This window comes from Neorhizobium sp. USDA 3394 (genome assembly GCF_056280385.1).
Map to the genome: position 1 here is coordinate 553,530 of NZ_JBWCDU010000001.1, position 13,595 is coordinate 567,124.

9 protein-coding genes are annotated in these 13,595 nt (G+C 62.8%); 6 read left to right on the forward strand and 3 right to left on the reverse strand.

The window, feature by feature from the left end:
- Nucleotides 1-39: 39 nt before the first annotated feature.
- Complete coding sequence (locus ACZ9EJ_RS02395; RefSeq protein WP_046639560.1) at nucleotides 40-894, forward strand: LysR family transcriptional regulator; 855 nt, start codon at nucleotides 40-42, stop codon at nucleotides 892-894.
- Between the two features lie 238 nt (nucleotides 895-1,132).
- On the opposite strand, the gene ACZ9EJ_RS02400 is transcribed toward ACZ9EJ_RS02395, so the two are convergent.
- Entirely contained in the window at nucleotides 1,133-2,185 is a 1,053-nt protein-coding gene (locus tag ACZ9EJ_RS02400) for a threonine aldolase family protein (RefSeq protein WP_046639561.1), read from the reverse strand.
- A gap of 534 nt (nucleotides 2,186-2,719) precedes the next feature.
- On the opposite strand from ACZ9EJ_RS02400, the gene gltB reads away from it, so the two are divergent.
- The 4 genes from gltB (at nucleotide 2,720) to ACZ9EJ_RS02420 (ending at nucleotide 9,597) form a co-directional block, all read left to right on the forward strand.
- Nucleotides 2,720-7,399, forward strand: a complete 4,680-nt coding sequence (gene gltB, locus ACZ9EJ_RS02405) for a glutamate synthase large subunit (RefSeq protein ID WP_370649740.1) — start codon at nucleotides 2,720-2,722, stop codon at nucleotides 7,397-7,399.
- Between the two features lie 67 nt (nucleotides 7,400-7,466).
- Nucleotides 7,467-7,727, forward strand: coding sequence for an antitoxin (locus ACZ9EJ_RS02410; RefSeq protein WP_046639563.1), 261 nt, complete (start codon nucleotides 7,467-7,469; stop codon nucleotides 7,725-7,727).
- Complete coding sequence (locus ACZ9EJ_RS02415; protein WP_046639564.1) at nucleotides 7,724-8,122, forward strand: type II toxin-antitoxin system VapC family toxin; 399 nt, start codon at nucleotides 7,724-7,726, stop codon at nucleotides 8,120-8,122. Before ACZ9EJ_RS02410 ends, ACZ9EJ_RS02415 begins: the two co-directional genes overlap by 4 nt.
- A gap of 20 nt (nucleotides 8,123-8,142) precedes the next feature.
- Nucleotides 8,143-9,597 carry a glutamate synthase subunit beta gene (locus ACZ9EJ_RS02420; RefSeq protein WP_046639565.1) on the forward strand — a complete coding sequence of 485 codons (1,455 nt, stop codon included), beginning with the start codon at nucleotides 8,143-8,145 and terminating at the stop codon, nucleotides 9,595-9,597.
- A gap of 261 nt (nucleotides 9,598-9,858) precedes the next feature.
- On the opposite strand, the gene ACZ9EJ_RS02425 is transcribed toward ACZ9EJ_RS02420, so the two are convergent.
- A complete protein-coding gene (locus ACZ9EJ_RS02425; protein ID WP_046639566.1) occupies nucleotides 9,859-11,154 on the reverse strand; it encodes an SGNH/GDSL hydrolase family protein in 1,296 nt (431 codons plus the stop codon).
- Nucleotides 11,155-11,220: 66 nt separating this feature from the next.
- Nucleotides 11,221-12,441, reverse strand: a complete 1,221-nt coding sequence (locus ACZ9EJ_RS02430; protein WP_046639567.1) for a lytic murein transglycosylase — start codon at nucleotides 12,439-12,441, stop codon at nucleotides 11,221-11,223.
- Between the two features lie 200 nt (nucleotides 12,442-12,641).
- On the opposite strand from ACZ9EJ_RS02430, the gene galU reads away from it, so the two are divergent.
- On the forward strand, nucleotides 12,642-13,529 hold the full coding sequence (gene galU / locus ACZ9EJ_RS02435; protein WP_046629218.1) for a UTP--glucose-1-phosphate uridylyltransferase GalU: 888 nt from the start codon (nucleotides 12,642-12,644) through the stop codon (nucleotides 13,527-13,529).
- Nucleotides 13,530-13,595 lie beyond the last annotated feature (66 nt).

Genomic DNA, 13,595 nt, shown 5'->3' on the forward strand with positions numbered 1-13,595 from the left:
GAATGCAAACACTAACAGTTATCATGATATTGGATAGCCATGCTGAACCTTCACCACCTGAACAGTTTCGTCATGCTGCAGCAGACCGGCAGTTTCACGGAAGCGGCAGCCCGGCTCGGCATCGGTCAGTCGACCGTCACCCAGCATATCCAGCGGCTGGAAAAGTCGCTCGGACGGCAGCTGGTGTTTCGCGATACGCATCAGGTGAAGCTGACCGCGGAGGGCGAGGCATTGCTCGGTTATGCGCGGGGCATGCTGGACATGAACGGCAAGGTCGCCTCGCTGTTCGGCGAAAGCCGGTTGCGCGGGCGGCTGCGGCTCGGGGTTTCGGAAGACGTGGTGGCGAGCCGGCTGACCTCGATCCTCGAAGATTTCATCCGGCTTTATCCGCTGGTCGATCTGGAACTGACCGTGGCGCTCTCCGCGGTGCTTTATCAGATGCAGGATATCGGTGATCTCGACCTGGTGCTCGCCAAGCGGCATATCGGCGAGACGAACGGCCGGCTGCTTTATCGCGAACCGCTGGTCTGGCTAGCGCGCGACCCGGATCTGGCGCTGCGCGGCGATGTGCTGCCGCTGATCGCCTTTCCGCCGCCGAGCATTACCAGGCGCGTGGCGCAGGAGGCGCTCGACCGGGAAAAGATGGCCTGGCGGATCGTCTGCACCTGCGGCAGTTTGAGCGGGCTGACGGCGGCGGCGCGGGCCGGCATGGGGGTGCTCGTGCAGCCGCGCAGCATGGCGCCGACGGGGCTGAAGGAGATCCCGGGGGATCGGCTGCCGGTGCTCGAAGACGTGGAATTCGTGCTGGTTCCGCGGCGCGGCGCCGATGCCGCGCTCACGGAAGCGCTGTCCAGCCTGATCGTGGCGCAGATCGCGCCACAGCATCAGGCGTGACGGTCGCGAGAGAGGTGCCTGGCTCGCTGGGCAGGGCAAGCGCCTATGGAGATGCGAGGCGGCGTGGAGCCCCTCCCCCTTGTGGGGAGGGGTTGGGGAGGGGACTTTGCTCCGCATCAAAACCCCTCCCGCCTGCCGGCCACCCTCCCCACAAGGGGGAGGGTTAGGGATGCCGCACCGCCTTACGTCCCCTACGCGATAGCGCTGCCCCAATTGGGAGGTCGAAACGCGGCGTCGTTCAGCCCGCCGAGCAGATCGACAGGAACTGGTCGATATCCTCTTCGGTGGTGGCAAACGAGGTGACGAGGCGGATCAGGGTTTCGTCGTCCCTGACCGGCTCCGGCATATTGGTGGGCACCGGCCAGCCATAGAATTTGGCGCCCTTGGCTTCGGCGGCCTCTGCCGATGCCTTGTTCAACACGGCGAAAACCTCGTTGGAGGTCGTGTTCCAGGCAAGCCGGGTGCTGTTCAGCGAGCCGATGCCGGCGCGCAGGCGGTCGGCCATGCTGTTGGCGTGATTTGCCATGTTGAGCCAGAGACCGTCCTGCAAGTACGCATCGAACTGGGCCGAGATGAAGCGGGTCTTCGAGAAGAGCTGGGCGGCGCGCTTGCGGATAAAGGCGAAGTCCCTGGCGAGTTCCGGATTGAAGAAGACGATCGCTTCCGCACACCAGCAGCCGTTCTTGGTGCCGCCGAAGGAGAGGATGTCGATGCCGCGCTTCCAGGTCATTTCGGCGGGCGAGACGTCGAGCGAGACCAGCGCGTTGGCGAAACGGGCGCCGTCCATATGCACCGGCAGGCCGTTCGCCTTGGCGATCCTGGTGATCGCGTCGATCTCGTCGAGCGTATAGATGGTGCCGGTTTCGGTCGCCTGGGTGAGGGTGACGGCGGCGGCGCGGCCGTGATGCAGCGAATCCTGCGGGAAGCCGGCGATGCGGGCCGTCAGTTTAGCCGGGTCCATCTTGCCGTCTTCGCCTTCGACCGGAACCATGCGCATGCCGGAAAAGAAGTCCGGCGCGCCGCATTCGTCCTCGATCACATGCGCTTCCGAATGGGAAAAGGTGACGCCGCCGACCCGCGCAATGCTGGCGAGCGACAGCGAATTGGCAGCCGTGCCTGTGGAGACGAAATAGACGGAGACATCCCGCTCGAAGATTTCGTTGAAACGGGCTTCGACCGCCTTGTCGAGATCGCTGTTGCCATAGGCGGCGGCGAACCGGGTCGACTCCTTTGAGAGGCGTTCATTGATGGAGGGATGGGCGCCGGCCCAATTGTCGGAAGCGAAAAACATTCTGAAAAATACCCTGGAAGTTTTGTCTCGGAAGCGTGCGGAGATTAATCTTTTTGAACCGGTAATCAATCGGTGAGGGTGGGACCGTGAGGCCAAAACGGTTAGGTCAGCACCCGCCACGCTTTAAACGACCGCCGATTGTAATTAAATTTCGACATCTACGTCATTCGGCGTAATCTTCTGTCGCCAGATGGCGCGGATTTTTAACAACCGCTCTTGTCGCGGGTTAACTTCTATGTCATAAATTTTGAGAATTAGGACAGAAGTGCTGTCCTAATTTCGGGAAAAGAAACGCCGATGGGCATGTCTTTCCCACTGACGCTCGCGCTGATCCGCGTTATGCTGCGCTGCGAAGCTGTAGCTGACGCCGGAGCGGCGCCATCGCATGAGGCACGGGATGGAGCTTAGGCCTGTCATCCCCAAGAGATATTTGAGAGCCACTTTGCCCGCTGCCGAAGGCGGCCAACAGGAGGAATGACGATGACGAAGACCATCTCCGAGATATCAGGCACGGCTCACCAGCCCGCAGCCCCGATGTCGGCCGAGACGACAGCTCGCGTTCCATTTGTCGCCGGCGGCTTGCCGATGGCCCAGGGCCTCTACGACCCGCGCAACGAACACGATGCCTGCGGCGTCGGCTTCATCGCCCACATGAAGGGCAAGAAGTCGCACCAGATCGTGAAGGACGGCCTGTTCATCCTCGAAAACCTGACGCATCGCGGTGCCGTCGGCGCCGACCCGCTGATGGGCGACGGTGCGGGCATTCTGGTGCAGATCCCCGACCGCTTCTTCCGCGAGGAAATGGCGGCGCAGGGCGTCACCCTGCCGAAGGCCGGCGAATATGCCGTCGGTCACATCTTCATGCCGCGCAAGACCGAGGAGATCGAGCATTACAAGAAGGTGATCGAGGACGTCATTGCGGAAGAGGGGCAGCAGTTCCTCGGTTTCCGCGACGTGCCGGTCGACAACTCGTCGCTTTCCAAGGCGCCTGACATCGCTGCCACCGAGCCGCATCACGTCCAGGTCTTCATCGGCGCCGGTCGCGACGCTGCGACCAACCACGATTTCGAGCGCAAGCTGTTCCTGATCCGCAAGGTGATCTCCAACCGCATCTATGATGCGTTCGGCGGCGTCGACATGGGCTTCTACCCCGTCTCGCTGTCGTCCTCGACGATCGTCTACAAGGGCATGTTCCTCGCCTATCAGGTCGGTGCCTATTACAAGGACCTGGCCGACCCGCGGTTCGAGACGGCGGTGGCGCTGGTGCACCAGCGCTTCTCGACCAACACCTTCCCGTCCTGGAAGCTCGCGCATCCCTATCGCATGGTCGCCCATAACGGCGAAATCAACACGCTGCGCGGCAACGTCAACTGGATGGCGGCGCGCCAGGCGTCGGTCTCTTCGCCTCTCTTCGGCGAAGACATTTCCAAGCTTTGGCCGATCTCCTACGAAGGCCAGTCGGATACGGCCTGTTTCGACAACGCGCTCGAGTTCCTCGTGCGCGGTGGGTATTCGCTCGCCCATGCGGTGATGATGCTGATCCCGGAAGCCTGGGCCGGCAACCAGTCGATGTCGCCCGAGCGCAAGGCTTTCTATGAATACCACGCCGCCCTGATGGAGCCGTGGGACGGCCCGGCTGCCGTTGCCTTTACCGACGGCCGCCAGATCGGTGCGACGCTCGACCGTAACGGCCTGCGTCCGGCCCGCTACATGGTCACCGACGACGACCGCATCATCATGGCGTCCGAAGCGGGCGTCCTGCCGGTGCCGGAAGAGCGCATCGTCAAGAAGTGGCGTCTGCAGCCCGGCAAGATGCTGCTGATCGACATGGAAAAGGGCCAGATCATCTCCGACGAGGAGCTGAAGTCCGAACTCGCGACCAAGCATCCCTACGGCAAGTGGTTGGACAAGACCCAGCTCATTCTCGAAGACCTGAAGCCGGTGGAGCCGCGGGCGCTGCGCCGCGACGTGTCGCTGCTCGACCGCCAGCAGGCCTTCGGCTACACGTCGGAAGACACCAAGATCCTGATGTCTCCGATGGCGACGACGGGCCAGGAAGCCGTCGGTTCGATGGGCACCGACACGCCGATCTCGGCCATGTCGGAAAAGTCGAAGCTGCTCTACACCTATTTCAAGCAGAACTTCGCGCAGGTCACCAACCCGCCGATCGATCCGATCCGCGAGGAGCTGGTGATGAGCCTGGTGTCGTTCATCGGTCCGCGCCCGAACATTCTCGACCACGAGGGTGCGGCGAACGCCAAGCGCCTGGAAGTGCGCCAGCCGATCCTGACCAACGGCGATCTCGAGAAGATCCGCTCGATCGGGCATACGGAAGACCGGTTCGACACCAAGACGCTCGATTTCACCTATGACATCGAGCGCGGCGCCGAAGGCATGCCGGAAATGCTCGACCGTCTCTGCGAACGGGCCGAAGCGGCGGTCAAGGGCGGTTATAACATCATCGTGCTTTCCGACCGCCAGATCGGCCCGGACCGCATCGCCATCCCGGCTCTGCTGGCGACCGCCGCCGTGCACCACCACCTGATCCGCAAGGGCCTGCGCACCTCGGTCGGCCTCGTCGTCGAAAGCGGCGAGCCGCGCGAGATCCATCACTTCTGCTGTCTTGCCGGTTATGGTGCAGAAGCCATCAACCCCTATCTCGCCTTCGACACGCTGACCGACATGCATGCGCGTGGCGAATTCCCGAAGGAAGTGGATGCCTCGGAGATCGTCTACCGCTATATCAAGGCGGTCGGTAAGGGTATCCTCAAGGTCATGTCCAAGATGGGCATCTCGACCTACCAGTCCTATTGCGGCGCGCAGATTTTTGACGCGATCGGCCTGTCTTCGGCTCTGGTCGAGAAGTATTTCTTCGGCACGGCTTCGAACATCGAGGGCGTCGGCCTGGAAGAGATCGCCCAGGAGACGGTTTCCCGGCACCATGCCGCCTTCGGCAAGGACCCGGTCCTCGCCTCGACGCTCGATATCGGCGGCGAATATGCCTACCGCATGCGGGGCGAAAGCCATGCCTGGACGCCGGATGTGGTGGCGACCCTGCAGCACGCCGTGCGCGGCAACAGCCAGGACCGCTACCGCGAATTCGCCGAGATGGTGAACGAAAGCGCGGTTCGCATGAACACGATCCGCGGCCTGTTCAAGATCAAGACGGCGGGCGAGATCGGCCGCACGCCGGTTTCGATCGACGACGTGGAGCCGGCGGTTGATATCGTCAAGCGTTTCTCGACCGGCGCCATGTCCTTCGGCTCGATTTCCCGCGAGGCGCATACGACGCTCGCCATCGCCATGAACCGGATCGGCGGCAAGTCGAACACCGGCGAGGGCGGCGAGGAGAGCGACCGTTACATGCCGCTGCCGGACGGCAGCCAGAACCCGGAACGTTCGGCGATCAAGCAGGTCGCGTCCGGCCGCTTCGGCGTGACGACCGAATACTTGGTCAATGCCGACATGCTGCAGATCAAGGTGGCGCAGGGTGCCAAGCCCGGCGAAGGCGGCCAGCTGCCCGGCCACAAGGTGGACGCGACGGTCGCCAAGACCCGGCATTCGACGCCGGGCGTCGGCCTCATCTCGCCGCCGCCGCACCATGACATCTATTCGATCGAAGACCTGGCGCAGCTGATCTACGACCTGAAGAACGTCAACCCGACCTCGGACATTTCCGTCAAGCTGGTCTCGGAAGTGGGCGTCGGCACGGTTGCCGCGGGTGTTGCCAAGGCGCGCGCCGACCATATCACGGTCGCCGGCTTCGACGGGGGCACGGGCGCATCGCCGCTGACCTCGCTGAAGCATGCGGGCAGCCCTTGGGAAATCGGCCTTGCCGAAACCCAGCAGACGCTGGTGCTGAACGGGCTTCGTTCGCGTATCGCCCTGCAGGTCGATGGTGGCCTGAAGACCGGCCGCGACGTCATCATCGGCGCGCTGCTGGGTGCCGACGAGTTCGGCTTCGCGACGGCTCCGGTCATCGCCGCCGGCTGCATCATGATGCGCAAGTGCCACCTCAACACCTGTCCGGTCGGTGTCGCCACCCAGGACCCGGTCCTGCGCAAGCGCTTCAAGGGCACGCCGGAGCATGTCATCAACTACTTCTTCTTCGTCGCCGAAGAAGTGCGCGAGATCCTGGCTTCGCTCGGCTTCACCCGCTTCGACGAGATCATCGGCATGGTCGAGCTTCTGGAAAAGGACGAGATGATCGCCCACTGGAAGTCCAAGGGTCTCGATTTCTCGAAGATCTTCCACAAGGTGGAGGCTCCGAAGGAGGCGACCTACTGGACGCAGCGCCAGAAGCACCCGATCGACGACATTCTCGACCGCAAGCTGATCGAGAAGTCGCAGGCAGCCCTCGAGAACAAGGAGCCGGTGGTCTTCGAAGTGCCGATCAAGAACGTCGACCGTTCCGTCGGCGCGATGCTCTCGGGCGCGCTTGCCAAGCGCTGGCGTCACAAGGGGCTCAAGGACGACACGATCCATGTGACGCTGCGCGGCACGGCCGGACAGTCGTTCGGCGCGTTCCTGGCGCATGGCATCACCTTCGATCTGGTCGGCGACGGCAACGACTATGTCGGCAAGGGCCTGTCGGGCGGCCGGATCATCGTGCGCCCGCCGGAAAACTCCAGGATCGTCGCGGAGAACTCGATCATCGTCGGCAATACCGTGCTTTACGGCGCGATCACCGGCGAATGCTATTTCCGCGGCGTTGCCGGCGAGCGTTTTGCCGTCCGTAACTCCGGTGCCATCGCGGTCGTCGAGGGCGTCGGCGACCACGGCTGCGAATACATGACCGGCGGCATCGTCGTCGTGCTCGGCGAGACGGGCCGCAACTTCGCGGCCGGCATGTCCGGCGGCGTCGCTTACGTGCTCGACGAGAGCGGCGATTTCGCCAAGCGCTGCAACATGGCGATGGTCGAACTCGAGCCGGTTCCGGAAGAGGACGACATGCTGGAAAAGCTGCACCATCACGGCGGCGACCTCATGCACAAGGGACGCGTCGACGTTTCCGAGGACATGACGCGCCACGACGAGGAGCGCCTCTACCAGCTGATCTCCAACCACCTGCACTACACGGGCTCCAACCGCGCCAAGGAAATCCTCGACCGCTGGAGCGAATACCGGCCGAAGTTCCGCAAGGTCATGCCGGTCGAATACCGCCGTGCGCTGGTGGAAATGGAGCGGATGCGGATGGGGGTCGCTGCGGAGTGATTGGAGATTGAGTTGTTTTGTGATATGACATTGTCATATCACAAAATGGGGGATAGCGATGTTACCGATGCCGAAGGAGCGCAAGGCGAAGATATTCATGAACGGACGAAGCCGGGCTGTGCGGATACCCAGCGATTTCGATCTTTCCGGAGACGAGGTTGTCATTCGCCAGGAAACGGATGGAATTATCACCATCCATCCCGCGCGGCAGAAACGTTCGCCGGGTGAACTGATCGAGTGGCTTCGGCAAGCCGCGCCACTGGGGCAGGAATTCCCGGAAATCGAAGATCTTCCTCTTCGTTCCGTCGATCTGGATCTGCCTGAATGAGCTACCTGCTGGATACCAATGTGATTTCGGATCTGATCCGCAATCCGGATGGCAAGGCAGGGAGACGGGTAGCCGTTCTTGCGCAAGGGGAGCTTAGAACAAGCCTTATCGTGGCTGCCGAGCTCAGATACGGCATCGCCAAGAAGGGGTCGGAGCGCTTGGCGAGACTGGTGGAGGGAGTGTTGGCCGACTTCGAGGTTCTGCCTTGGGAGGCTCCGGCTGATGTTCACTACGCTGCGGTCAGAGATAGTCTCAGTCGCAGCGGACAACCGATCGGCGACATGGACATGCTGATCGCCGCCCATGCACTGGCCTTGGATACGGTGCTTGTGACGGACAACGAGAGAGAGTTTTCCCGGGTGCCGGGACTGAAAGTTGAAAACTGGCTGCGGTAGCGGCGGACTAGGGGTAGAATATGGGCAAGGTAACGGGTTTCCTGGAAATCGACCGGCAGGTGGGCAAGTATCAGCCGGCCTCCGACCGCATCCGCCATTTCCGCGAATTCACCATCCCGATGTCGGATGCGGAAATCACCAAGCAGGCGGCGCGCTGCATGGACTGTGGCATTCCCTATTGCCACGGCCCGACCGGCTGTCCGGTTCACAACCAGATCCCGGACTGGAACGACCTCGTCTACAACAACAAGTGGGAGGAGGCGATCCGCAACCTCCATTCCACTAACAACTTCCCGGAATTCACCGGCCGCGTCTGCCCCGCTCCTTGCGAGGAAGCCTGCACGCTGAACCTCGAGGATGCCCCGGTCGCGATCAAGACGGTCGAACAGGCGATCGCCGACAAGGCCTATGAGCTCGGCTTCATCGCGCCGCAGCCCGCAACCGTTCATACCGGCAAGAAGGTTGCGATCATCGGTTCAGGCCCCGCCGGCATGGCGGCTGCCCAGCAGCTCGGCCGCGCCGGCCATGAAGTGCATGTCTACGAGCGCGAATCCAAGGCCGGCGGCCTGCTGCGCTACGGCATCCCGGACTTCAAGATGGAGAAGAACTTCATCGACCGCCGCGTCGAGCAGATCACCGGCGAGGGCGTGACCTTCCATTACGGCGCCAATATCGGCGTCGATATCCCGGTCGAGAAGCTGATCGCCGAGCATGACGCCGTGCTTTATTGCGGCGGTTCGGAAACCCCGCGCCCGGCTGGCATTCCAGGCGTCGAGCTGCATGGCGTCTATGACGCGATGCCTTACCTCGTGCAGCAGAACCGCCGCCTCGGCCGCGAAAACATCGAGAGCGTCGCCTGGGCGGCCGATCCGATCCTGGCCGGCGCCAAGCATGTCGTCGTCGTCGGCGGCGGTGACACGGCATCCGACTGCGTCGGCACGGCCTTCCGCCAGGGCGCCGTCAAGGTGACCCAGCTCGACATCCGTCCGCAACCGCCTGAGAAGGAAGACAAGCTCGCCGTCTGGCCGTTCTGGGCCACCAAGATGCGGACCTCGTCCAGCCAGGCCGAAGGTGCGGTGCGCGAATTCCAGGTGGCAACGCTCGAATTCGTCGGTGAAGACGGCCAGCTCATCGGCGTACGCTGCTGCGAAGTCGACGAGCGCCGCAAGCCGATCGCCGGCACGGATTTCATCATCAAGGCCGACCTCGCCTTCATCGCCATCGGTTTCTCCGGCCCGCTGACCGACGGGGTTCTGAACGAACTCGACGGCAAGCTGACGCTGAATGTCGATCGTCGCGGCTCGACCAACGTGGTCGCCAACGACAAGGACTACAGGACCTCGGTCGACAAGCTCTGGACCGCCGGCGACGTGCGCCGCGGCCAGTCGCTGGTCGTCTGGGCGATCCGCGAAGGCCGTCAGGCGGCACGCGCGATCGACGAGGCCCTGATGGGAAGCTCGGTGCTGCCGCGATAAGCGGCGGGACTATCCGTTCTCAGAGGTTATCGTTCTGAAGGATGCGAGGCGGCGCGGCATTCTTAACCCTCCCCCTTGTGGGGAGGGTGGCCGGCAGGCGGGCGGGGTTTTATGCGAAGCGAAGACCCCTCCCCAACCCCTCCCCACAAGGGGGAGGGGCTCCACGCGTCGCCCCACACCCCTCATTGCAAATTGTCCCTCTCTCAGAGCAGACGTGGCTCAAACCTGAACGGTCAATAGCACAGGAGCCAATGCTTATCGCTAACGCGTGGCCGCGGTTACCGCAGGAACCCGATAGTCATCAACCCGCCCGGCCGGCGCCGGGGCGAGTTCGCCGCGCCTGACCAGTTTGTCGCGCGGTGTTTCGACGAGGACGGAGGGGAGTGGGGCGGCGCCGAGGAGGTCCTTGCCGCCGTCGAGTTCGGGGTCGGAGAGGCTGATCGGATGGGTGGGCACGGCCTGGCCGGGCGAGGCGGGAAGGGCGGATAGCGCCGGCAGGTTGGAGCCGTCGAGCTTGACGACGTCGGGGCTTGCCATTTCGCCGAGATGGCGGCGGACCAGTTTTTCCACGTAGAAGGCGAGTTTCTGCTTGCCGGCGTTGGTGAAGGTGATGCCGTCGGCGCCGCGCAGGCGCACCTGCTGGCCGTTGACGTCCGAACCGGTGATGATGAACTTGCCGTCCTCGTCGACGAAACCTTCCCAGATATCGACGAATTCGCCGCCGGCCTTTTCCACCTGGTTGCGATAGATGGCATTGAGCGTCACAGCATCGGCCGTTGCCACCGGCGACTGGAAGGAGGGCAGGCCGACCCAGAGGAGTGGCAGCTTGCGGGTGGCGACGATGCCGACGAGTTCGGTGACCCGGCGCTCGTATTCCTTGAACCAGACGTCGCTGCGGAATTTTTCCTTGGTGCTGCCGATCGTCATCTGCTGGCGGTCGTTGGCCCCGAGCATGATCACGACGACTGCCGGTTTCATCTCGTCCAGCATGGCGGGAAGCTCGCCCGGCCAGTCGAAATGATCCTCGCGGACGAGGCCGGAGGAACCATCGCTTCGCTCGGTGATCGCCACCCCCGGAGCAGTTGCAAACGCCGTTTCCAGCTCGCTGCCGATGCCGCCGGCCATGAAGTCGCCCACCACCAGAACCTGCTTGGCATTTTCGAGTTTGGCGACCGGTTCCGGCGCCGGCGGCGCGATCGGCTGTACCGGGCGGGGGGCGGCGGTCCGTCCTGTGCTGCGGCGTGGTCGCGGCTTCATCTCGATGATCGAGCCGTCGCGGTCGTAACGGCGGCGGGTGTAGGGGGCGGGCCGCTCATAGCGGTCGTCGCGCTCGTAACGCGGGCCGCCGAACAGGTAATCGAAGAGGTTGCGGCGCGGGATGGGCTCCTGGGCGGCGGCCGGCGACACGCCGATCGGCAGAGCGATCAGCACCGCGAGGATGAGAAGGGCCAGGCGCAGCCATCCCCGGTTTCGCACGCCCTTCTTTGGTCGGGGTCTGTTCCGCCAGGCACCGTTCTGAACGGTCTCTTTTTGCCCGGATTTATGCAAAGCCTTCATGCCTCCGCCGTCCCGCACAGCTTGCGGGAGATTCCCTCAAACGATGTGGCGCGAAGCACCTTGTTGTCAACGCAAAGCTTCGAGAAGCGACTTCGACGGCTCGCCGTTCTGCTGCATGCCGAGGCGTTTCTGGATGGCCGAGATCGCAGCCTTCGAGCCGGAACCGAAATTGCCGTCGACTTCGCCCTCGTAATAACCGAGCTGCTTCATGCGGTTCTGCAGCTCGAACTTCTGCTTGATGTCGAGCGTGCCTTCGGGGCGCGGCCAGCTCTGCTGGACGCCGCCGAAACCGGCAATCTCGTCGGCGAGCAGGCCGACCGCCAGCGCGTAGCTGTCGGCGGCGTTGTATTTCTTGATGGTGAAGAAATTGCCGAGCATCAGGAAGGCCGGGCCGGTCTCGCCGGCCATCAGCTTCAGCGTCGCCCGGTCGGTGCCGCGGGGGAAATTCTTGCCGTTCGCGCGCGCGAAACCGAGCTTCGCCCATTCGCCGAGCGTCTTGGTCTGGCCTTCGTGCCGGGCGCCATTGGCCGGAAGCACCGTTTCATAACCCCAGGTCTTGCCGCTCTGCCAGCCGTTCTTGGCAAGCAGGTTGGCGGATGTGGCGAGCGCATCCGGTATCGAATGCCAGATATCACGCTTGCCGTTGCCGTCCGCATCGATCGCATAGAGCAGGTAGCTGGTCGGGATGAACTGGGTATGGCCCATGGCGCCGGCCCAGGAGCCGGTGAGCTGTTTGGGCGTGATATCGCCCGATTGGAGGATCTTCAGTGCGGCGATGAGCTGGTTGCGGGCAAACTTGGCGCGCTTGGGGTCGCCCCAGGCAAGCGTCGCCAAAGCCTGCGGCACATGGTGCAGGCGGTCGGGATTCTCCAGTGCTGCACCATAATTGGACTCCATCGACCAGATTGCGAGCAGTATGTTCTTGTCGACACCGAAATGGCGTTCCAGGGAGGCGAGCGTCGAGCCGTGCTTGGCGGCCATCTCGCGGCCGATCTTGACGGTATAGGGGTTTACGCGGCTGTCGAGATAGTCCCAGATCCTGGACTTGAATTCCGGCTGAAAATTCGCCTTTTCAAGCACGTCCCGGTCGGGTTCACTGACGCCGGCGAAGGCTCGGTCATAGGTGGAACGGGTGATACCGCTTTTGGCGGCGGTATCGTAGAATTTTGCGATCCACGTCTTGAAACCGGCGTCGGCCTGGGCATCTATCGGCATGGCCGCGGCGGCGAGCCCGGCGATCACGGAGAAAGCAAACCCACGAAAGAGGTTAGTGCAAAGCGTCTTCATCGGCAGTCGGGTCCATTCTTCTTTTACCAAGCCTGACGGCAAGAGTGGCATGCGGCTTAACGATGTAATAACAGAATTCGGTCAACAAATTCTTTACCATAGAAACCCGACCCGCGGCAGTCTTTGCGAAACGGTAGCAATTCGTCATTAGATGCCGAGATTTGAATATTCGCACAATGACGTGCTTTCAGGAGGCATGAGTGGCACAACAACAAAAGATCCGTAAGGCAGTGTTTCCGGTAGCAGGTCTGGGCACGCGCTTCCTGCCCGCGACCAAGGCGGTGCCGAAGGAAATGCTGACCGTGGTCGACAAGCCGGTTATCCAGTATGTCGTGGACGAGGCCGCGGAAGCCGGGATCGAACATTTCGTCTTCGTGACCGGACGCGGCAAGGGCGTCATCGAAGACTATTTCGACATCCAGTACGAGCTGGAGCAGATGCTGCGCGAGCGCAACAAGAATGCCGAGCTGACGCTGCTCGCAGGCCTTCTGCCGGTTGCCGGCACCGCCAGCTTCACGCGCCAGCAGGTGCCGCTCGGCCTCGGCCACGCGGTCTGGTGCGCCCGTGACATCGTCGGCAACGAACCTTTCGCGGTCCTGCTTCCCGACATGATCATGGCCGGCGGCAAGGGCTGCCTCAAGGGCATGGTCGATCTCTATGCAGAGAGTGGCGGCAACGTTATCGCGGTTCAGGAATGCGATCCGGAACAGGCGCATAAATACGGCATCGTCGGCATCGGCGCGCCGGTCGGCGAAGGCTTCAAGATCACCCAGATGATCGAAAAGCCCGCCAAGGGAACGGCTCCGTCCAACCTCTACATCAACGGCCGCTACATCCTGCAGCCGGAAATCTTCAAGATCCTGGAAACCCAGGAACGCGGCGCCGGCAACGAGATCCAGCTCACCGACGGCATGCTGGCGCTCCTGAAATCCCAGGAATTCGCGGCCTATCCGTTCAAGGGCGATACGTTCGACTGCGGCGCCAAGGACGGCTTCATCCTGGCCAACCTCGCCTTCGCGCTGCAGCGTCCCGATATCCGTCCGGCAATCGAGGGACCGATGAAGGCGCTGCTCGCCTCGCTGAAGTAAGCACTCAAAGCATTCGGCCGACGCCAGTCTTCACGGCGCGATCGACATAAAGAAGCCGCTCGAAAC